This is a genomic window from Streptomyces sp. NPDC058663, assembly GCF_042716745.1.
Lineage (GTDB): Bacteria > Actinomycetota > Actinomycetes > Streptomycetales > Streptomycetaceae > Streptomyces.
Window position 1 is genome coordinate 294,657 of sequence record NZ_JBHXRV010000002.1, and the last position, 19,911, is coordinate 314,567.

17 protein-coding genes are annotated in these 19,911 nt (G+C 72.5%); 9 read left to right on the forward strand and 8 right to left on the reverse strand.

The window, feature by feature from the left end; all coding sequences use genetic code 11:
• Nucleotides 1-44 precede the first annotated feature (44 nt).
• Entirely contained in the window at nt 45-647 is a 603-nt protein-coding gene (locus ACFWVV_RS02690) for a hypothetical protein (RefSeq protein ID WP_384342371.1), read from the reverse strand.
• A 198-nt stretch (nt 648-845) separates the two neighbouring features.
• On the opposite strand from ACFWVV_RS02690, the gene ACFWVV_RS02695 reads away from it, so the two are divergent.
• Nucleotides 846-1,640: a hypothetical protein gene (locus ACFWVV_RS02695; RefSeq protein ID WP_384422595.1), complete on the forward strand. Its 795-nt coding sequence runs from the start codon at nt 846-848 to the stop codon at nt 1,638-1,640.
• A 48-nt stretch (nt 1,641-1,688) separates the two neighbouring features.
• Here ACFWVV_RS02695 and ACFWVV_RS02700 read toward each other — a convergent pair whose 3' ends face one another.
• Both ACFWVV_RS02700 and ACFWVV_RS02705 read right to left on the reverse strand, forming a co-directional pair.
• Nucleotides 1,689-4,094, reverse strand: a complete 2,406-nt coding sequence (locus ACFWVV_RS02700) for a PQQ-binding-like beta-propeller repeat protein (RefSeq protein WP_384342368.1) — start codon at nt 4,092-4,094, stop codon at nt 1,689-1,691.
• Nucleotides 4,095-4,394: 300 nt separating this feature from the next.
• Nucleotides 4,395-5,204 carry a VOC family protein gene (locus tag ACFWVV_RS02705; RefSeq protein ID WP_384342366.1) on the reverse strand — a complete coding sequence of 270 codons (810 nt, stop codon included), beginning with the start codon at nt 5,202-5,204 and terminating at the stop codon, nt 4,395-4,397.
• A 254-nt stretch (nt 5,205-5,458) separates the two neighbouring features.
• Here ACFWVV_RS02705 and ACFWVV_RS02710 point away from each other — a divergent pair, with 254 nt between their 5' ends.
• On the forward strand, nt 5,459-6,106 hold the full coding sequence (locus ACFWVV_RS02710) for a TetR family transcriptional regulator (protein ID WP_384342364.1): 648 nt from the start codon (nt 5,459-5,461) through the stop codon (nt 6,104-6,106).
• 227 nt (nt 6,107-6,333) lie between these two features.
• Here ACFWVV_RS02710 and ACFWVV_RS02715 read toward each other — a convergent pair whose 3' ends face one another.
• On the reverse strand, nt 6,334-6,795 hold the full coding sequence (locus ACFWVV_RS02715; RefSeq protein WP_384342362.1) for a nitroreductase family deazaflavin-dependent oxidoreductase: 462 nt from the start codon (nt 6,793-6,795) through the stop codon (nt 6,334-6,336).
• A 137-nt stretch (nt 6,796-6,932) separates the two neighbouring features.
• Nucleotides 6,933-8,216, reverse strand: a complete 1,284-nt coding sequence (locus tag ACFWVV_RS02720) for an acyl-CoA dehydrogenase family protein (RefSeq protein ID WP_384342880.1) — start codon at nt 8,214-8,216, stop codon at nt 6,933-6,935.
• Between the two features lie 119 nt (nt 8,217-8,335).
• On the opposite strand from ACFWVV_RS02720, the gene ACFWVV_RS02725 reads away from it, so the two are divergent.
• Together ACFWVV_RS02725 and ACFWVV_RS02730 are read left to right on the forward strand one after the other, a co-directional pair.
• Nucleotides 8,336-9,538: an acetyl-CoA acetyltransferase gene (locus ACFWVV_RS02725; protein WP_384342360.1), complete on the forward strand. Its 1,203-nt coding sequence runs from the start codon at nt 8,336-8,338 to the stop codon at nt 9,536-9,538.
• Nucleotides 9,539-9,639: 101 nt separating this feature from the next.
• Entirely contained in the window at nt 9,640-10,458 is an 819-nt protein-coding gene (locus ACFWVV_RS02730) for a pyridoxal 5'-phosphate synthase (RefSeq protein ID WP_384342358.1), read from the forward strand.
• A gap of 98 nt (nt 10,459-10,556) precedes the next feature.
• Here the strand turns inward: ACFWVV_RS02730 and ACFWVV_RS02735 are convergent, their stop codons facing one another.
• Both ACFWVV_RS02735 and ACFWVV_RS02740 read right to left on the reverse strand, forming a co-directional pair.
• A complete protein-coding gene (locus tag ACFWVV_RS02735) occupies nt 10,557-11,006 on the reverse strand; it encodes a Zn-ribbon domain-containing OB-fold protein (RefSeq protein ID WP_384342878.1) in 450 nt (149 codons plus the stop codon).
• A gap of 101 nt (nt 11,007-11,107) precedes the next feature.
• Complete coding sequence (locus ACFWVV_RS02740) at nt 11,108-11,557, reverse strand: DoxX family protein (RefSeq protein ID WP_384342357.1); 450 nt, start codon at nt 11,555-11,557, stop codon at nt 11,108-11,110.
• A gap of 212 nt (nt 11,558-11,769) precedes the next feature.
• Here ACFWVV_RS02740 and ACFWVV_RS02745 point away from each other — a divergent pair, with 212 nt between their 5' ends.
• From ACFWVV_RS02745 to ACFWVV_RS02760, 4 genes are all read left to right on the forward strand, one after another.
• A complete protein-coding gene (locus ACFWVV_RS02745; protein WP_384342355.1) occupies nt 11,770-12,963 on the forward strand; it encodes a flavin-containing monooxygenase in 1,194 nt (397 codons plus the stop codon).
• Between the two features lie 192 nt (nt 12,964-13,155).
• Nucleotides 13,156-15,480 carry an acetate--CoA ligase family protein gene (locus ACFWVV_RS02750; protein WP_384342353.1) on the forward strand — a complete coding sequence of 775 codons (2,325 nt, stop codon included), beginning with the start codon at nt 13,156-13,158 and terminating at the stop codon, nt 15,478-15,480.
• Nucleotides 15,481-15,634: 154 nt separating this feature from the next.
• On the forward strand, nt 15,635-16,537 hold the full coding sequence (locus ACFWVV_RS02755; RefSeq protein WP_384342876.1) for an enoyl-CoA hydratase/isomerase family protein: 903 nt from the start codon (nt 15,635-15,637) through the stop codon (nt 16,535-16,537).
• 89 nt (nt 16,538-16,626) lie between these two features.
• Complete coding sequence (locus ACFWVV_RS02760) at nt 16,627-17,259, forward strand: flavin reductase family protein (protein WP_384342352.1); 633 nt, start codon at nt 16,627-16,629, stop codon at nt 17,257-17,259.
• 98 nt (nt 17,260-17,357) lie between these two features.
• Here ACFWVV_RS02760 and ACFWVV_RS02765 read toward each other — a convergent pair whose 3' ends face one another.
• Nucleotides 17,358-18,815, reverse strand: a complete 1,458-nt coding sequence (locus tag ACFWVV_RS02765) for an MFS transporter (RefSeq protein ID WP_384342350.1) — start codon at nt 18,813-18,815, stop codon at nt 17,358-17,360.
• 44 nt (nt 18,816-18,859) lie between these two features.
• On the opposite strand from ACFWVV_RS02765, the gene ACFWVV_RS02770 reads away from it, so the two are divergent.
• Nucleotides 18,860-19,888: a GlxA family transcriptional regulator gene (locus tag ACFWVV_RS02770; protein ID WP_384342348.1), complete on the forward strand. Its 1,029-nt coding sequence runs from the start codon at nt 18,860-18,862 to the stop codon at nt 19,886-19,888.
• Nucleotides 19,889-19,911: the final 23 nt, after the last annotated feature.

Genomic DNA, 19,911 nt, shown 5'->3' on the forward strand with positions numbered 1-19,911 from the left:
CTCCTACGCGGTAGGTGGCCGCCCGCCTCCGTACTGTGCGTTGATCAGGAGCTGCTGCGGGTCACGTTGTTGACCTCGCAGCGGCCGCCCGCGGACTCGGTCGACTTCTTGACGTACGGGGCGGCGATGTCCCGTGTCTCGTTCTGGCCCGGGGCGACGAGGAGGATGCTCCCGGTGCGGGTGGCGAGGGTGGAGCCGCCCTTCGTGAACTTCACCGTGAACCGGTAGGTGTAGGTCTGCGAGGAGCTGCTGTTGGTGGCGGTGATGCGGGCCACCAGGCCGCGCGACGGGTCGTACTTGCAGTTGTCGATGCGCAGGTCGCGCGAGGCCTTGCCGCTGCCGCCGCCGACGCCGGGGACGGAGCCCGTGGTGGAGCCGCTGGACGAGCTGGAACTGTCGCTGCCGCCCGTGGTCGTGCTGGAACCGAAACCGCCGGTGGACGAGGAGTCGCCACTGGACGAGGAGTCGCCGCCGGAGGAGGAGCTGGAACTGGAGCTGGAGGAGCTGTCGCTGCCTCCGCTGGAGCTGCTGGAGCTGCTGGAACTGCTGCTGCCGCCGCAGCTGCCCCCGTTCGAGCCGCGTGCGCCGGTGAGCGCGACCACCACGACGCCGAAGACGGCCACTGCACGGACATGGCGGAGCTTCATATGTCCAACCCCCGTTGGTTTTGATGCGATGTGGAAAATTTCACCGGGAATAAGGATCCCGTAAGGACGTGTGCATGACACCCTAGCAGCGCCTGTCACCTGGCGGGACCCACGTCCCGCGCGTAGCGTCGAAGGCCCGGGAGCCTCGGCGGAGCGCGTGCGCGGGCCCCCGTAAGACCTCTGTGTGAGGAGCCCCTGATGGTCAGGAACGCCCTGGGTTCGGTCCTCGCCCTCGTGGGCGCGGCGACCGCGGTATGGAGTCCGTTCAACGCCTGGTACGACGGTCGCCACGGGCGCGACTACCGCATCGACGACCTCTTCAACGGGATCACAGACGCCAAGGCGGAGCTGGTCGGTTCCCTGCTGCTGCCGTTCGTTTTCGTGGCGCTGGTGACCGTGGTGGGGGTGCTGCTGCGCTCCCGGCTGCTGGTGGGTCTGGCGGGGCTGGTGGCGCTCGGCTTCACCGTCTTCTGGATGGTGCGGCAGGGGCAGGCCGCCAGCGGTCTGGCCGTCAACGCGGACGGGTCCGGGCTGGGAATGGGGGTCGCCGGCGCGCTGGGCGGCGGGGTGCTGATCCTGCTGGGAGCGGCACTGATGCGGGGGCGGCGGCGCCGGGCGAGGCGTGCGGGTACGCGGCGTGCCGCGCCCTACCCGCAGACGGAGGAGACGTACGCCCCGGACGCCTACCCTCCGGAGCAGGACACCCGGCGGGGGCCGGGGACATACGCGCCGGACGCCTACCCCCCGGAGCAGGACACCCGGCGCGACCCGGGACCGTACACCCCGGACACCTACCCCCCGGAGCAGGACACCCGGCGCGACCCGGGACCGTACACCCCGGACGCCTACCCCCCGGAGCAGGACACCCGGCGGGATACCTGGCGGGACTCGCGGCAGGACCCGCGGCAGGACCCGGGGGCGGAGACCCAGCAGGCCCCGATGCCCCCGCCGGACCACCCGGGACACCGCCCGGGGCACGACAGGCCGCTGTAGCCGGGGCCCGTGGGGCAGGGGGCTGCCCCACGGCCGGGGCCGCGCGCGTTACCTGGCCGTGCGCCCCGTCGCCGTACCCTTCACGGCGTCCAGCGCGTACACGCACCGGTCCTTGCTGCAGGCGTAGACGATGCCCGCCTCCGCCACCGGCGAGCCGGTGATCTCGCCGCCCGTCTTCAGCTTCCAGCGCAGCTGTCCGCCCGCCGCGTCCACCGTGTAGAGGCAGTGGTCGGCGGAGCCGAAGTGGACGCGGCCGTCCGCGACCACGGGGGCGCCGACCACCTCCCCGCCCGCCGCGAACCGCCACTTCGGGGTGCCGGTGACCGCGTCGAGGGTGTAGAGCGCGCTGCCGCTGCCCACGTGCACGTGCCCCGCGGCCACCAGCACCGGTTCGATCGACTGGCGCGACTCGGTGGCGATCCGCCAGCGGTCCTTGCCGGTGGAGGCGTCCAGGGCGTACACGGTGCCGAGGTAGTCGGCGAGGTAGACGCCACCGCCCGTGACCGCCGGCCCGGGGGCGAAGGCGGGGGCGGAGAGGAACACGGCCGGCGCCTCGAAGTGCCAGCGCACGTGCCCGGAGCCCTGGTCGACGGCGAGGACGCGCGTTCCCGCGGAGACGTAGACGTACCCGTCCTCCGCCGAGGTCACCCGGACCGGAACGCCCCCGCAGGACGCGGCGTCGCCGACGGGGTACGACCACCGCTCGATGCCGGAGCGGGCGTCCAGTGCCCGCAGCCGGGCGTCCTGCCACACGTACACCGTGTCGCCGTGCACCGCGGGCCCGGCCTCGGGGGTTTCGAAGTCGGTCTGGCCGCCGGAGACCTCCCACAGCTTCTGCCCGTTGGACGCCTCCCACGCCTGTACGCCGCCGCCGCGCGTGCCCGTGACGACGGTGCCGCGGGCCGCCTTGAGCGAGTACACCCAGGCGTCGGTCTGCAGGCGCCAGCGTTCGGAGCCGTCGGTCGCGTCCAGGGCGTACAGCGTCGGCCCGTCGGAGGCGTGGATGCGTCCGCCGGACACCGCCATGGCCCAGGCCACGTCCCGTGTCTTGAACTGGCGGCGGCCCGAGGCCACGTCCAGTGCGTGCACCTCGAAGGAGGTGACGTAGACGAGGTCACCGGCGACGGCGGGGGTCCCCCACACGTCGTTCGACATCCGGAACCGCCACGGCCGCCAGCCGGTGGGCGCGGGCCCCTCCGGCGGTGGGCCCGGGACGGCGGCGCCGTGCGCGGGGGGCTTGGCCGGTGCGGGTACGCCGTTCAGCCCGCCGGCCGGGCCGCCCGGCGGACGCACCCACCCGGTGGCCGGACCCACCGCCTCCGCCACGGCGGCAGCGGCGGCCGGTCCGCGTCCGTCGGCGACCCGGGGTCCTGGCCCGATCGGCACCTGCGCCCCGGCCAGCCGGACGGGGCCGTCCGCGCGGGACGGCGGGGGCGGCGAAGCGTGCCCGGTGCGGGGGTCGGCGGCCCAGTCGGTGCGCGGCGGCGGGTAGGGCGGCGGGTCCTGCGGGGGCGGCGGGGGCGGCGGTTCACGTCTGGCCGCCACGACGGCGGCGGCGCGTCCGCCGCCCCTGCGCTCCTCGATCATCGCGGTCGCCCGGGTGGGCAGCCAGGCCGACGCGGTGCCGCTGTCGTCGCCGCCGGAGGAGAAGAGGTGCGGGGCCAGCTGCGCCTGGAGGTCGGCCGGACTGGGGCGCAGCGGCGCTTCCATGCCCATGCAGGAGTCGATCAGCGGGCGGAGCTCGTCCGGGAGCCCTTCCAGGTCGGGGCCCTCGCGCAGCAGCATGAAGACGGTCTCGACCGGGTTCGCGCCGTGGAAGGGGGCGTGTCCGGTGGCGGCGAAGACAAGGGTGGAGCCGAGCGAGAAGATGTCGCTCGCCCCGGTGACGCTGCGGGAGTCCCTCGCCTGCTCGGGAGACATGTAGGCGGGGGTGCCGACGGCGACGTTCGTCATGGTCAGGCGGGTGTTGGAGACGCCGGACGCGATGCCGAAGTCGATGACGCGCGGTCCGTCCTCGACGACCAGGACGTTGGAGGGCTTGAGGTCGCGGTGGACCAGGCCGGCGCCGTGGATGGACTGGAGGGCCTCGGCGATGCCCGCCGCCAGCCAGCGCACGGCGTTCGCGGGCATCGGCCCGCACTCGTTCACTATTTCTTCGAGCGAGGGGGCGGGGACGTACGCCGTCGCCAGCCAGGGCACCGCCGCGCGCGGGTCGGCGTCGACCACGGCCGCCGTGTAGAAACCCGAGACCGCGCGGGCGGCCTCGACCTCCCGCGTGAAGCGGACCCGGAACAGCTGGTCCTCGGCGAGCTCCGTGCGTACCGTCTTGATCGCCACCCGGCGCCCGGACGCGGACCGCGCCAGGTAGACGAGCCCCATCCCGCCGGCGCCGAGCCGTCCCAGAACCTCGAACGGGCCGATCCGCCGCGGATCGTGCTGCGTCAGCTGCTCCACTTGCCTGCCACCTCCCCGTACACAGGCCGCAACGCACAGCCCCGTGCAGCGTCTCATCCGCTGGGCACCCCCAGCGGTGCGCTCCCCTGATTCTTGCTGTCTCCGGGCGCGGTGGCTAACCCGGGGGCGGAATGGAATGTTTCCCCCTAATTCACCACTTTCTCCCGATACACGGATTCCGGTCCTCCCCCTCTCGCTCCCGCATCCCGCACGTCCGCGGTGACGTGTTCTCCCGGTGACGTGTTCTCGCGGTGACGCGCTTCCCGGGTGACGCGCTTCCGCGATGACGCCCTCCCCCGGTTACCCCTTCGGCTCGGCGAGTACGGCGAAGACGGCACCCTGGTCATCGGCCGCGATCGCCATCCGCCCGTAGGGGATGTCGAAGGGCGGGTGCGTGACGCGGCCGCCCAGCCGCCGCACCTCGGCCGCGGTCCGGTCGCAGTCCTCGACGGCGAAGTACGAGAGGAAGTGCGGCGGCATCTCGGCGGGGAACGCCCCGCGGATGACGGACCGCCCGCCGATCATGGCCTTCTCGTCGCCGGGATCGCTGCCGGCCGGGGACCAGACCAGGTAGTCCGCCTCTCCGGACTCCTCGGAGAGATCGGTCCCCCGGAAGCCGAGCACCGACTCGTAGAAGGCGTCGACGCGCTCCTTGTCCGGCTCGCGCACGTACGCCTCCGTCCAGCAGAAGGAGCCCGGCTCGGCGGTCTTCTCGAAGCCGGGGTGCGTACCGGCCTGCCAGACGCCGAAGACCGCGCCGCCGGGGTCGGCGATCTGCGCCATGGTGCCGAAGGGGCCGACCTGCATCGCGTCCATGATGATCTGTCCGCCCGCCCTCTTGGCGCGGGCGACGAGCGCGACGGCGTCCGGGGTGGCGAAGTAGACGCCCCAGGCGGTGGGCATCCGGCCGTCGGACTTGGGGGCCAGGGCCGCCACGTTCTTCCGGCCCTCCCCCTCGCCCGAGTACGCCTGCGTGTAGTAGCCGTACTCCTTGTCGGCGGGATCCTCGAAGCTCCAGCCGAAGAGGGCCCCGTAGAAGCGCTTGCCGGCCTCGACATCGGGGAGCGTCGCGTCGATCCAGCAGGGCACGCCTTCTGCGAATGCGGTCATGGACCGATCCTTCCCGCTCACGGACATCCCTGCGCGGAGATATCCACCGATGTTGTCCACAGGCTGTTGATAACACTATTGGGGGATGCCACGGGGTGCCCGTCACGTACCGCCATCCGGTACGGGCCCGCGCCGGGCGCCGCCCGGCGCCCCGCGCACCGCTCACAACCGGCCGGGCGTAGCACCAACTCTGGCCGGAAACCCATTTGCACTCGCCGAATCGCGCTCCGATCACCCCTCGGTAAGCTGACGGCATGACAGGACAAGTACGCACCGTCGACGGCCGCGTGGCCGGTCGACGCGGTCAGGCGACGCGGCAGAAGCTGCTCGACTGCCTCAGTGAAATGCTCAGCTCGTCCCCCTACCGGGACGTCAAAGTCATCGATGTGGCCCGGAGGGCAGGCACTTCGCCCGCGACCTTCTACCAGTACTTCCCCGACGTCGAGGGCGCCGTCCTCGAAATCGCGGAGGAAATGGCAAAGGAGGGTGCCGGGTTGACCGAACTGGTCGCCGGCCGTTCCTGGGTCGGAAGGGCCGGCTGGCAGACCTCCGAGGCCCTGGTGGACGGGTTCCTCGACTTCTGGCGGAAGAACGACGCGATCCTGCGGGTCGTGGACCTCGGCGCCGCGGAGGGCGACAAGCGGTTCTACAAGATCCGCATGAAGATCCTGAACTCCGTCACCAACTCCCTTACGGATTCCGTGAAGGAGCTCCAGGCGAAGGGCAAGGTCGACAAGGACATCAGTCCGGCGGCGATGGCCGGTTCCCTGGTCGCGATGCTCGCGGCCGTGGCCTCGCACCAGAAGGGCTTCACCACCTGGGGCGTCAAGCAGGCCGAACTGCGGCCGAACCTGGCGCAATTGGTCCACTTGGGCATTACCGGCAAGAAGCCCACCAAATAGGTACCCGTACGCAAGGCGCGTCACCGAACGCGCAGGTACACGCGGGTACCCGTACCGGACGAACCCCACCAAGTCCTGTCACCCGATGGCGGATCACGCATGTGGTCCGCCATCGGCGTACCCGGGCACGGACGGGGGCCCTGGGGCGATTTTCGGGGCGGCCCGGCGGGGCGGCCCTCGGGGCGGCTCCGGGAAGGGGCCCAGGCGCGGCTCCGGCGGGGCGGTCCTCAGCGCCGTTCGATCCTGAAGAGGCGGATCTGCCGCTCGATGCGCTGCTGGTACGTGGCGTACGGCGGCCAGAAGGCGAGCACCTCGCGCCACACCAGCGCCCGCTCGTCCCCCGTGAGCAGCCGGGCCCGTACCGGGATGTCCCGGCCCTTCCAGTTGATGTCGGCCTCGGGGTGGGCGAGCAGGTTCGCGGTCCAGGCGGGGTGGCCGGGGCGGCCGAAGTTGGAGCCGATCAGGATCCAGGTCCCCGCTTCCGGTTCCGGCATGCAGGCGAGCGGCGTCACTCTCGGACGTCCGCTCTTCGCCCCGCGCGCCGTGAGGATCACACCGGGCAGCATCCGCGCGCTGAGCAGCACCTTTCCGCCGGTGAGCCGGTGCACGGCGCGGTCCACCAGCGGAATGACGTGCGGGGCGATCCGCGCGAACGTACGGGTGGAGGAAACCTTCCGGATCAGCTTCACGCCGGTGCTCGGTCCGTCGGTCGGTCCGGTGCTGGGTCCACCGCCTGGACCACTGCGCGGGCCGCTGCCCGGTGGGTTGCCCGGTGGGTTGCCCGGTCGGTTGCCCGGTCCGTTGCCCGGTCCGTTCGTCGCGGCCATCAGACGGCCTCCGCCCCTGTGTCGTCGTGGTGGTCGGTCCGCCGGGGAGCGCCGAAGACTCCGGCCCGGTCGGCGGCGTGCCCGCGCAGCCGGTGGACGGGGCCGAAGAGCAGCTCGTCGGCGGCCGCCCGTTTGAAGTAGAGGTGCGCGTCGTGCTCCCAGGTGACGCCGATTCCGCCGTGCAGCTGGATCGCCTCGGACGCGGCGGCGCGCAGTGCATCCAGCCCCTGCGCCAGCGCCAGCGCGCCCCCGCCGGCCGGGTCCCAGGCGGCGTAGTAGGCGGCCGAGCGGGCCGCCGCGACCTGGACGTACACGTCGGCCAGCCGGTGCTTGACCGCCTGGAAGGAGCCGATGGCCCGCCCGAACTGTTCGCGCGCCTTCACGTAGTCGACGGTCCGCTCCAGCGCACTGCTCGCGGCCCCGACGGCCTCGGCTGCGAGCACGGCGGCCGCCCCGCACCCGGCCTGGGCGAGCGCGCCCGGCACATCCGCCGCACTCGCAGCACTCACCGCAGCGGATGCACCCGCCGCACTCGCAGCAGTCGCCGCGCTCACCGCGTCCGCATCCGTGCCACCGAGCAATTCTGCTGGCACGTCCCGCAGTTGCAGAACCGCCTGCGGCCGGGTCTCGTCCAGTGATACCTGCCGCACCCGGGCGAGACCGACCGCGTTCGCCGCCCGTACGACGAAGAGCAGCGTCCGGCTCCGCGCGAAGCCGCCGGTGTGCGCGGCGACCAGCAGCAGGTCCGCGCTATGCCCGTCCAGCACCTGCTCCGCCTGCCCGTACAGCGCCCAGCCGTGCTCCGTGTGCCGCGCCTGCACACCCCCGGAGCGCCCGCCGCCGGCCCAGTCGTGAGTGGTGTTGTCCCCGGTCAGGCCCAGCGCCAGGGACAGTGCCCCGCCGGAGACGGCGAGCGTCGCGGAGGTCCGGCCCGCGGCGATGCCGGGCAGCAGGGCGGCGCGCTGGGCCTCGGTGCCCAGTGCCCGGATCAGCGGTGCGGCGAGCACGGAGGTGGCGAACAGCGGTGAGGGCAGCAGTGCCCGCCCGGTCTCCTCGCAGGCCAGGACGAGGTCCGTGAACGAGGCGCCCGTTCCGCCGCAGTCGGCGGGCAGCGCAAGTCCCGGCAGGCCCAGCTCCTCGGCGAGCTGCCGCCAGAGCCCGCGGTCGTACCCCTCGGCGGTCGCTGCGGCGGCCTTGACCTCGTCGGGCCCGCAGCGCTTGGTGAGCAGTTCGTGCAGGGTGCGGCGGACCTCGTCCTGTTCCGCGGTGAAGGCGGCGTCCATCCGGTGTGCTCCTCCCCTGATCTGACGGGGCGTCATGCTAGGGCGGCGGCTCCTCAATGCCCATAGCAACGCGCGCACTTGACCTTTTCGTGTGACAGATCTGATGTACCGTCAGATTCATGACCGCTGCCGCGCGCACCCCCCGTACCCGCCGACGGGAGTCCCAGGGCCGCAGGGTCGCCGTCGTGGGGGTGGCCCTCTCCGACTGCGGCCGGGTGGACGGGGCGACCCCGTACGCCCTGCACGCCCAGGCGGCCCGCCGCGCACTCGCCGACTCGGGCCTGGACCGGGGGGTGATCGACGGCTTTGCCTCCGCCGGGCTGGGCACGCTCGCCCCCATCGAGGTCGCGGAGTACCTGGGCCTCACGCCCCGCTGGGTGGACTCCACCTCGGTGGGCGGCGCCACCTGGGAGGTGATGGCCGCCCACGCCGCCGACGCCATCGCCGCGGGCCGGGCCAACGCGGTGCTGCTGGTGTACGGGTCGACGGCACGGGCGGACATCAGGGCGGGCCGCCGTACGTCGAACCTCTCCTTCGGCTCGCGCGGCCCCCTGCAGTTCGAGGTCCCGTACGGGCACACACTGGTGGCCAAGTACGCGATGGCCGCGCGCCGGCACATGCACGAGTACGGGACGACGCCGGAGCAGCTCGCCTCGGTGGCGGTGCAGGCGCGGGCGAACGCGGCGACGAACCCGGACGCCATGTTCCGTGAGCCGGTCACCGTGGACGAGGTCCTCGCGGGGCCGATGATCGCGGACCCCTTCACCAAGCTGCACTGCTGCATCCGGAGCGACGGCGGCTGCGCGGTGCTGCTGGTCGCCGAGGACCTCGTACCGGACACCGCGAAGGCGCCGGTGTGGGTGCTGGGCGCGGGTACCTCGGTCTCGCACACCACGATGTCCCAGTGGGCGGACTTCACGGTGTCCCCGGCGGCGGTGAGCGGCCGCATCGCCTACGAACAGGCCGGGCTGACCCCCGCCGACGTGGATGTGGCGGAGATCTACGACGCGTTCACCTATATGACGCTGGTGACGCTGGAGGACCTGGGATTCTGCGCGAAGGGCGAGGGCGGGGCCTTCGTCGAGAAGGGCCGGCTGCTGCGGGACGGCGAGCTGCCGGTGAACACGGACGGGGGCGGCCTGTCCGCCTGCCACCCCGGTATGCGGGGGCTGTTCCTGCTGGTGGAGGCGGTACGGCAGCTACGGGGCGAGGCGGGCGAGGGGCAGGTCCGCAAGGCGGGCGGACGGCTGCCGGAGGTGGCGATCGCCTCGGGGACGGGCGGGTGGTTCTGCTCGTCGGGGACGGTGCTGCTGGGGCGGTGAGGGGCCCCGGGCATGGGGGAGAGCGCGCTGGGGTGGGCAAAGGGCCGCCCGGGGCGGGCCCTACCGGGCACGGCGGCCCGGGGCGGCGGCACAATCGCGGCATGGCAACCCACGACGCATCCGCTGCATCCGACGCATCCGCGACGTCCGCCGATTCCGCTGCATCCGGCGCATCCGCGGCATCCGCCGACTCCGCGGCATCAACCGACTCCGCGACATCGGCCGCATCCGCAGCGGCCGACGAATCCGCAGCGGCCGACGAGTTCCGCGCGCTGTTGCGCACGCTCCGGGTCTGGGACGGCGTACCGCTCCCGGACTTCGACCCGGAATCGGCCCCCGACTCGCCGCTCCCGCTGTTCCGCGCCTGGCTGCGGGAGGCCGCAGCTGCGGGTCAGGTGGAGCCGCACACGATGAGCCTGGCCACCGCCGACCGGGAGGGCCGCCCTTCGGTCCGCACCGTGATGCTGCACAACGCCGATGAGGCCGGCTGGCACTTCGGCACCCACAGCACCAGCCGCAAGGGGCGCGAGCTGGCCGCCCGGCCGGACGCCGCGCTCGGCTTCTACTGGCCCGCGCTGGGCCGCCAGGTCCGCGTCGAGGGCCGGGTCGCCTCCGGCACTCCGCAGGACAGCGCGGCCGACCTGCACGCCCGCTCGACCGGGGCCCTGGCGGCGGCGCTCACGGGACGGATGAGCGAGGTGCTCGGCTCGCGGGAGGAACTGGCCGAGGCTTCGGAAGCCGCCTGGCAGCGGGCCCAGGACGAGCCCACCGCCATCTCGCCGACCTGGACGCTGTACGCCCTGGCCGCCACCGAAGTCGAGTTCTTCCAGGGGGACGCGCGCCGCCAGCACGTACGGCTGCGGTACCGGCGGGCGGACGCCGCGTCCGGCACGTGGGTGCGCGAACTGCTGTGGCCGTAGGCGGCCCCGGGGCGTGGGTGGGCGGCCGGGGGGGCGCGGGGGCGCTGCACGGTCCCAGGCAACTGGTGCGCCGCCCGGTCCCGCTGAGATCCGCTCCGCTACCTGATGCGGAACACCGGCACCGCGTACTGCGAGGCACCGCCCTCCCCCGGCCGGAACGTCACCTTCAGTTCCGCTCCCACCCGCAGTTCCGCCTCCGCGCAGTCGACGATCTCCGTCATCATCCGGGGCCCTTCCGCGAGGTCGACGACGGCGGCGACGTACGGTACGCGCCCGCCGAACGGCGGCAGGTCGTTGCGGTGCACGACGGACCACGTGTAGAGGACCGCGCGCCCGCCGGCCTGCTCCCAGTGCACGTCCTCGCTCCAGCAGTACGGGCAGAACTCGCGCGGATAGTGGTGCGCGCGTGCACAGGCCGCGCACCGGCGCAGCAGGAGCCGCCCGTCGGCCGCGGACTGCCAGTAAGGACGGGTGAAGGCGTCGATGTCGGGGGTGGCGGCGGTCGGGGGGACGGCCGCAGTGGACCCTGCCTCCCCCGGGCCGACCACAGTGGGCCCGGCCGCCCCGGGGGCGGGACCCGTGCGACCGGCCGCCGCGGGCCCGGCCGCTCCCGGGCCGGGAGCCGTAGGACCGTCCGTCGGCTTCGTCATCAGAAGAGTCCGATCGCGTGGTCGAGGGACCAGGTCTGCCAGGACATGGCGAAGAGGGCGACCAGGGAGATCAGCGCCATCATCGCGTTCTGCCCCTGCTCGGCCCAGTCGTGGATCATCAGGACGAGGTAGAGGAGGTTGAGCAGGAGGCCGCCGACGAGGGCGACCGGGGTCAGGAATCCGGCGATCAGGCCGAGCCCCAGGGCGAGTTCGGCGTACACGACGAGGTACGCCATCGGTTTCGGCCGGGGTGCGACGATGCGCTCGAACCCCTTCCGTACCACCGGCCACCTGTGTTTGCCCGCCACGTCGGCCGCCCAGGCAATCCCGGTGCCGCGTTCGAACCAGCCCTTCTTGTCCTTGTGGCGCCAGCTCTCCAGCCACCACAGCCCCAGTCCGATGCGCAGCACGGCGACCCACTCCGCGCCGCCGAGCCAGATGGTCTGCATGGGGACGGCCCCTTCCGATTATTTCTGACGGTACGTCAGTTCAGCGGACGGGAGCGGTGGTACGCAAGGGGGATGCACCGCCGGAGCGCGTCCGCCGGCCCGCCGGCACCCACCGCGATCCCCCCCGGAGGCCACCCTGCGTGATCAATTCGCAACCGATTCCACCCTTGACCGAGACCCATCAAGCGAGTGCGCGGATACGCTCACGACTCATGGCCCCCCACTCCGGCGATCCCGGCATCGCCACCACCAACGACCGTCCCGTGTACGTCATCGGGGCGGGCCCCGGCGGACTGGCCACGGCGGCGGCACTGCGCGCACGGGGCGTACGGGCCGTGATCCTGGAGAAGTCGGACCGGGTCGCCACCTCCTGGCGCAACCACTACGACCGGCTCCACCTGCACACCACCCGCTCCCTGTCCGGCCTCCCGGGGCTGAAGATGCCGCGCTCCTTCGGCCGTTGGGTCTCCCGGGACAACGTGGTGCGCTACCTGGAGAAGTACGCCGAGCACCACGAGCTGGAGATCGTGACGGGCGTCGAGGTGTCCCGCATCGAACCGGCGGCGGACGGCTTGCCGGGCTGGACGCTGCACGCCAGCGGCGGCCGGGTGCTGACCGGTGCGGCGGTGGTGGTGGCCACCGGCTACAACCACACCCCCCGGCTGCCGGAGTGGCCGGGGGCCGACGCGTACCCGGGCACGCTCGTACACGCGGCCTCGTACCGCAATCCGGCACCGTACGCGGGCCAGGACGTGCTGGTCGTCGGCGTCGGCAACACCGGCGCGGAGATCGCGGTCGACCTGGCCGAGGGCGGCGCCTCCCGGGTGCGCCTGGCGGTCCGCACCCCGCCGTACATCCTGCGGCGCTCCACCGCGGGCTGGCCCTCCCAGCGCACCGCCCTGCTGGTCCGCCGGCTGCCGGTGCGCCTGGTCGACCGGGCGGCGGACCTCGTCTGCCGGATCTCGGTCCCCGATCTGTCGGCCCGCGGCCTGCCGCGGCCGACCGCGGGCCTCTACTCGAGGGCGAAACAGGGCGCCATCCCGGTCCAGGACGTGGGGCTGGTCGCCGCCGTCCGGACCGGCCGGGTCGAACCGGTCGCCGCGCTCCACTCCTTCGACCCGGAGTCGGGCGAGGCGGTACTCGCGGACGGCACCAGGATCGCCCCGGACGCCGTCGTCGCCGCCACCGGCTACCGCCGCTCCCTGGAGGACCTGGTCGGGCATCTGGACGTGCTCGATGCCCGGGGCTGCCCCACCGCGCACGGCGCCGCCACTTCCCCGAAGGCCCCCGGCCTGCACTTCACCGGCTTCAGCAACCCCCTCTCCGGGCTGTTCCACGAGATGGCACGGGACGCGGCCCCGATCGCCCGGGCGGTGTCGCGGAACCTCGCCCAGCAGACTCCCTAGCCCCGTTCCGTGGGACGGGAAGGCACAGGAGCGGTCCCGAGTGACGGGGTGACGCCCGGGGAAGAGTAAAGGGGCGGGCTGCCTCCGCCGGAACAGGTCCCTCCCGACCTGTTCCTGATGGGCCGTCAGTTCAGTAATCTGACTGTGCGTCAGTGAATTGCACTCCGGTCAACGGCAGGAGCGGGCTCAGCGATGCTTGGATCAACTCACGGCACCCTCACCTCCGGTCTCCGCGCCCGCGTCGTGGCCTGCGGGGACGAAGCCCGGTCGGCGGCCGTCCACGGCACCACCCCTGAATCCACCAGGAACCCGGGAGCCTCCGGCGTTCCCGGCGGCAGCCTGCCCGGGACCGCCGCCTCGGCCGCGGTCCTCGCCGGTACGCCGTCCCAGGCCGGGGACCTCGACGTCAGCGGCCGGCCGCTGTCCGCGCCGGTCCCCGACCTGGACCGCTTCTTCCGGCCGGAGTCCGTGGCGGTCATCGGCGCCTCCGACACCGAGGGCCGCCCCCACGCCGGCATCACCCGCCAGCTCCTCGCCTGGGCCGAGCGCGTCGGTGCCCGCCTGCACCCGGTGCACCCCACCCGTGCGTCCGTCTTCGGTCTGCCCTGCGCTCCTTCCGTCGCCGATCTGCCCGAGCAGATCGATCTCGCCGTGCTCCTGGTCAAGGACCCCCTGCCGCTGATCGGGGAACTCTCCGACGCGAAGGTCAGGTTCGCGGTGGCCTTCGCCTCCGGGTTCGCCGAGACCGGTGCGGAGGGCGCCGCCGCCCAGGACCGCCTGGCGGCGGCCGTCGCCGCCACCGGCTCCGGGCTGCGCCTCCTCGGCCCGAACACCAACCTCAACGCCTTCGAGGAGTTCCGCGAGGACCTCGAAGGGCCCGCCATCGCCCTGATCACCCAGTCCGGCCATCAGGGCCGGCCCGTCTTCTCCCTCCAGCAGCTCGGTGTGCGGCTCTCGCACTGGGCACCCACCGGCAACGAGGCCGACCTCGAAACCGCGGACTTCATCTCCTACTTCTCCTCCCGTCCCGAGGTCGGCGCGATCGCCGCCTACATCGAGGGCCTCAAGGACGGCCGCTCCTTTCTGCTGGCCGCCGACCGGGCCGCCCGCAACAAGGTCCCCGTCGTGGCCGTCAAGGTCGGCAGGACCGAGACCGGGGCCCGTACCGCCGCCTCGCACACCGGGAAGCTGACCGGGGCTGACGACGTGGTGGACGCCGCGATGCGGCAGTTCGGCGTGATCAGAGTGGACGGTCTCGACGAACTCCAGGACACCGCCGCGCTGCTGGCCCGCGCCCGCGCCCCGCTGGCCGACGGTGTCGCCGTGTATTCGATCTCGGGCGGCACGGGTGCGCACTTCGCGGACCTGGCGACGGCGGCCGGGCTGCGCCTGCCGGCCCTGTCCGCCGCCAAACAGGCGGAGCTGCACGAGTGGATACCCGAGTACCTGGGGGTCGCCAACCCCATCGACAACGGCGGCCACCCGGTCGGCGACTGGCGCGGCCGGAAGATCATCGACGCGATTCTCGCGGACCCGTCCGTCGGTGTCCTGATCTGCCCGATCACCGGGCCCTTCCCGCCGATGAGCGACAAGCTGGCGCAGGACCTGGTGGAGGCCGCGGAGGCCACGGACAAGCTGGTGTGCGTCGTGTGGGGTTCGCCGGTCGGCACCGAGGCCGCCTACCGCGAGACGCTCCTGGGCTCCTCGCGCCTCGCCACCTTCCGTACCTTCGGCAACTGCATCACCGCCGTACGCGCCTACCTGGAGCACCACCGCTTCACCGCCGGATACCGGTCGCCGTTCGACGAGGCGCCGCGCACGCCGTCCCCCTCGTTCCGCAAGGCGCAGGCACTGATGCGTCCGGGAGAGCAGCTCAGCGAGCACGCGGCGAAGCAGTTGCTGCGGGCGTACGGCATCCGCGTACCGCGCGAGCAGCTGGTGACCAGTGCGGCGGCCGCCGTCCGGGCGGCGGCGCAGGTCGGCTACCCGGTCGTCATGAAGGCCTCCGGCCCGCGGCTCGCCCACAAGAGCGAACTCGGCCTGGTCAAGGTCGCGCTGACCTCCGCGAGCCAGGTCCGCGACGCCTACCGCGAGCTGACCGACATCGCCGCGTACGAAGGGGTCGCCCTCGACGGCATCCTGGTCTGCCAGATGATCGAGCGGGGCGTGGAGATGGTCGTCGGGGTGGGCCATGACGCGCTCTTCGGGCCGACGGTCACGGTCGGACTCGGCGGCGTGCTCGTCGAGGTGCTCCGCGACGCGGCGGTGCGGGTCCCGCCGTTCGCCGAGTCCGACGCCCGCGCGATGCTCGCGGAGCTGCGCGGTCACCCTTTGCTGGAGGGGGTCCGGGGGGCGCCCCCCGCAGACGTGGACGCCCTCGTCGAGGTCGTCCTGCGGGTCCAGCGGATGGCCCTGGAACTCGGCGGCACCCTCTCCGAGCTGGACATCAACCCCCTGATGGTCCTCCCCCGCGGGCAGGGGGCGGTGGCGCTCGACGCACTGGCCGTCTGCCGGTGACCTCTGGGCCCCACCACCCGCCGCGCCCCACGTCACGCCTCGCCACTCCGACTGGAGCCGTACTCCCATGACTTCCTCCTCAACAGACTCGACGGGCACGGCCACAGCGAAGGACTGCACACCCCCCACCCCGCCACCACTCTCCGTGACCACATTGATACTCCATGCCACTGACAACGGGGTCTCGTGGATCACCCTCAACCGCCCTCAAGCGATGAACGCCCTCGCCGCTGACCAGCGCGAACGCATCATTTCGCTCCTTTCCGAGGCCTCGGCGGACCCCGGGGTCAGGGCGGTGGTGATCACGGCAACGGGCAGGGGATTCTGCGCGGGCGCCGACCTGCGGGGCGGAAGCGGCGGCACCGGCACCCCCAGCGGCACCTCCACCGACACCGGCACCAGCACCAGCACCAGCACCAGCACCAATGGAGACGGCACCGGCACCTCCATCTCCACCGGCACCAAGGGATCGGCAGCCACTCCCGCCCTCCGGGTGCCCGGCGATGTCGCCCGGCTCATCCGGCTCGGCGCCCAGCGCCTCATCACCGCCGTCCTGGACTGCGAGAAGCCGGTGATCGCGGCCGTCAACGGGACGGCGGCCGGCCTCGGCGCCCATCTCGCGCTCGCCTGCGACCTCGTCATCGCCGCCGAGCAGGCCTCCTTCATTGAGGTATTCGTACGCCGAGGACTGGTGCCGGACGGCGGCGGCGCCTATCTCCTGCCGCGGCTGATCGGCCCGCAGCGGGCGAAGGAGCTCATGTTCTTCGGGGACGCACTGCCGGCCGCCGAAGCGGAACGGCTGGGCCTGGTCAACCGGGTCGTCCCCGCCGACGACCTGGAGAGGACGGCCCGCGCCTGGGCGGAACGCCTGGCCGCCGGCCCCACCCGGGCCCTCGCCCTCACCAAGCAGCTGGTCAACGCCTCCCTCGACACGGACCGTGCCACGGCCCTGACCGCGGAGGCCGCAGCCCAGGAGATCAACATGACGACCGCCGACGCCCAGGAGGGCGTCACCAGCTTCGCGGAACGCCGGACTCCGCGCTATCGAGGGCTGTGAGCGGGCGGGGTCTCTCCCCGCATGGGCATGCCCCCACAGCCGCACAGCCCTTCCCATCTGACGCTCCGTCAGCTTCAATCGTTGGTGTGATGGGACACGCCGGGATGGCCGCCACCGCCGTCCGCTACCTCAGGTCCGTCGGTGCCGCCACGGTTGCCGAGCCGGTCGAACCGCTGCCCCGTCCCGACTTGAGGGCCGTGGGTGCGGATGAACGGCTTCCGCTTGATCCGGGCGAATTCCGGCGCGTGCTGGGGAACTTCGCGAGTGGCGTCACCGTTGTCACTTCACCTGGCACGCCGGGGCCGGACGGTGAGCCGCCCGCCGGGTTCGCCTGCCAGTCCTTCGCGTCCCTGTCGCTGGATCCGCCCCTGGTCGTCTTCATGGTGGCCCGTACGTCGACGACCTGGCCCCGCATCGCCCGCGCCGGGGTCTTCTGCGTCAACATCCTGGGTGCCCACCAGTCCGAGCTGTGCCTCGGCTTCGCGCGCAGCGGAGCGGACAAGTTCGCGGGGGTGGCGTACGACGCGGCGCCCGTGACGGGTTCGCCGCGTCTGGCCGGCGTACCGGCCTGGATCGACTGCACGATCCGGACCGTGCACACCGGGGGTGACCACCTCATCGTCGTCGGCCGCGTGGAAGCCCTGAGCGCCGCCGCCCCGGGTGCGCCGGAAAGCTCACCGCTGCTGTTCCACCGGGGGAGGTTCGGCGGCTTCAGCGGCTGACGTGCTGGAGGTGCCGCTCTCGATCGGGTGAGCCGACTGCCTTTCCTGACCCCCTGCCGCACCCTGCGTGTCCCCCTGTTTCCCCTGGTCAGAGGAGGCTATCCGGTCACCTCGGCCGTTCGGACGGGCTTCCTCCGGATGATCAGGGCCATCAGCGCCGCCACCGCGCACAGCGCCCCCGACGCGTACCAGACCGGGTCGTACGTACCGAAGACGTCACGTGCCAGTCCGCCGAGGAAGGCGACCAGGCCCGCACCCACCTGGTGTGAGGCGAGCACCCAGCCGAAGACGATGGCGCTGTCCTCGCCGAAGTACTCGCGGCACAGAGCGATGGTCGGCGGCACCGTGGCCACCCAGTCCAGGCCGTAGAAGACGATGAAGAAGATCATCGGCGGATGGACGGTGGGGGCGAGCAGCATGGGGAGGAAGAGGAGCGAGATGCCACGGAGCGCGTAGTAGACGGCGAGCAGGCGGCGGGCCTCGAAGCGGTCGGTGAACCAGCCCGACGCGATCGTGCCGATGACGTCGAAGACGCCGATGACCGCGAGCAGGCCGGCCGCTGCCGTGACCGGCATGCCGTGGTCGTGCGAGGCGGGGATGAAGTGGGTTTTGACCAGGCCGTTCGTCGAAGCACCGCAGATCGCGAAGGTACCGGCCAGCAGCCAGAAGGGGCCGGTGCGGGCTGCCGAGAACAGCACCCTGACCGCCCGCCGGGCCGCACCCGGGACCGGAGCCGGCTTCGGCACGAAGGCGTCCGCACCGTACGGGGCCAGCCCCACGTCCGCCGGATGGTCCCGCAGCAGCAGCCATACGAAGGGCACGACGGCGAGCGCGGTGAGCGCCACCGTGACCGACGCGAACTCCCACCTGTAGCGCTCCACCAGCCAGGAGAGGAGCGGGAGGAACACCAGCTGGCCGGAGGCACCCGCCGCCGTCAGGATGCCGGTGACCAGGCCGCGGCGGGCCACGAACCACCTGTTGGTGACCGTGGCAGCGAAGGCCAGGGCCATCGATCCACTGCCCAGGCCGACCAGCACACCCCAGAACAGGAACAGTTGCCAGGCCTCGGTCATCACGACGGTGAGCCCGGAGCCCACGGCTATCACCGTCAGCGCGACCGCGACCACCTTCCGGATGCCGAACCGGTCCATCAGCGCGGCGGCGAAGGGCGCGGTCAGTCCGTACAGCGCGAGGTTGATCGACACCGCGAAGCCGATGGTGCCGCGGGACCAGCCGAACTCCCTGTTCAGCGGCTCGATCAGCAGCCCGGGCAGGGAAGCGAAGGCGGCGGCACCGATGATCGTCACGAAGGCGACCGCAGCCACGAACCAGGCCCGGTGGACTCGGGTCGCCTTCGCAGGCGCACGCACCTCCGGGGGCGCCACGGGGGCTGCCCCGGGTACGGGCGGTACGGGTGCATCCTGCACGGGTACGTCGTCCCGCACCGGTGCTCCCGCCTGCGCGGGCACCGCATCCGGCACGGACACTTCAGCCGGCTCCGGCTGTACGGGAGGGGGTATCTGCTTCACGTCCCCCAGCATCCGGGCAGCGATCATCTCGAACGAGTGGCCCGAAGGACAGCATTCGCTACGATCGGGCCATGAGCTCAGATCCGAAGCCCGGCCGCACCAGGACACCTCACCGGGTCGCCGTCCTCGCTCTCCCCGAAGTCATCCCCTTCGAGCTCGGCATCCCGCACCGCATCTTCGGCCGCGCCTACGGCCCCGACGGCGCCCCTCTCTACGAGGTCACCACCTTCGGCACCGCCCCCGGTCAACTCATCCCCACCCAGGCCGACTTCTCCCTCCACGTCGAGCACGGCCCGGAGGTACTCGCGGACGCCGACACGCTCATGGTCCCGGCCGCGTACGAGCCCGCCTCCCTCTTCGAGGAGGGCGTGCTTCCGCCCACGATCGCCGACGTCTTCCGTCACGTGCGCCCCGGCACCCGCATGGCCTCCATCTGCACCGGTGGTTTCGTCCTCGCGGCGGCCGGCTGTCTCGACGGCCGCCCGGCCACCACCCACTGGCACTGGGCGGACCGTTTCCAGCGCCTCTTCCCGTCCGTCCGGGTCGACCCCGAGGTGCTGTACGTCGACGACGGTGACGTGCTCACCTCTGCGGGCGTCGCCGCGGGCATCGACCTGTGCGTGCACATGGTGCGCCGCGACTTCGGGGCGGCCGTCGCCAACGACGTGGCGCGCCGCAGTGTCGTACCCCCGCACCGGGACGGCGGGCAGTCCCAGTACATCCAACGCCCGGTACCTGAACCTCAGTTGGCGACCACGACGACAGCCCGCGCCTGGGCTCTCGGTCACCTCCACGAGCCGATCCAGCTCCGCGACATGGCCGAGCAGGAGTCGATGTCGGTGCGGACCTTCACCCGCCGGTTCCGTGAGGAAGCGGGCATCAGCCCCGGTCAGTGGCTGGCCCAGCAGCGGGTGGAGCGGGCCAGGCAGCTGCTGGAGTCCAGCGACCTTTCCATCGACCAGGTCGCCCACGAGTCCGGTTTCGGCACGGCGCAGTCGATGCGTCAGCACCTGCAGGCCGCGCTCGGCGTCCCGCCCACGGTCTACCGCCGCACCTTCCGCACGCACCTCGCCGACAACGGTTCGGGCCCCGGGACCTGAACCCGCGCCCGCACCTGTACCCG

Bases quoted from the DNA above. Each gene is read 5' to 3' on its own strand.
- ACFWVV_RS02765 (WP_384342350.1), bottom strand. From the start codon at position 18,815: ATGATCGCTGCCCGGATGCTGGGGGACGTGAAGCAGATACCCCCTCCC.
- ACFWVV_RS02705 (WP_384342366.1), bottom strand. From the start codon at position 5,204: ATGACCGCATTCGCAGAAGGCGTGCCCTGCTGGATCGACGCGACGCTC.
- ACFWVV_RS02745 (WP_384342355.1), top strand. From the start codon at position 11,770: ATGGCCCCCCACTCCGGCGATCCCGGCATCGCCACCACCAACGACCGT.
- ACFWVV_RS02750 (WP_384342353.1), top strand. From the start codon at position 13,156: ATGCTTGGATCAACTCACGGCACCCTCACCTCCGGTCTCCGCGCCCGC.
- ACFWVV_RS02710 (WP_384342364.1), top strand. From the start codon at position 5,459: ATGACAGGACAAGTACGCACCGTCGACGGCCGCGTGGCCGGTCGACGC.
- ACFWVV_RS02695 (WP_384422595.1), top strand. From the start codon at position 846: ATGGTCAGGAACGCCCTGGGTTCGGTCCTCGCCCTCGTGGGCGCGGCG.
- ACFWVV_RS02770 (WP_384342348.1), top strand. From the start codon at position 18,860: ATGAGCTCAGATCCGAAGCCCGGCCGCACCAGGACACCTCACCGGGTC.
- ACFWVV_RS02720 (WP_384342880.1), bottom strand. From the start codon at position 8,216: ATGGACGCCGCCTTCACCGCGGAACAGGACGAGGTCCGCCGCACCCTG.
- ACFWVV_RS02725 (WP_384342360.1), top strand. From the start codon at position 8,336: ATGACCGCTGCCGCGCGCACCCCCCGTACCCGCCGACGGGAGTCCCAG.
- ACFWVV_RS02730 (WP_384342358.1), top strand. From the start codon at position 9,640: ATGGCAACCCACGACGCATCCGCTGCATCCGACGCATCCGCGACGTCC.
- ACFWVV_RS02740 (WP_384342357.1), bottom strand. From the start codon at position 11,557: ATGCAGACCATCTGGCTCGGCGGCGCGGAGTGGGTCGCCGTGCTGCGC.
- ACFWVV_RS02760 (WP_384342352.1), top strand. From the start codon at position 16,627: ATGGGACACGCCGGGATGGCCGCCACCGCCGTCCGCTACCTCAGGTCC.
- ACFWVV_RS02690 (WP_384342371.1), bottom strand. From the start codon at position 647: ATGAAGCTCCGCCATGTCCGTGCAGTGGCCGTCTTCGGCGTCGTGGTG.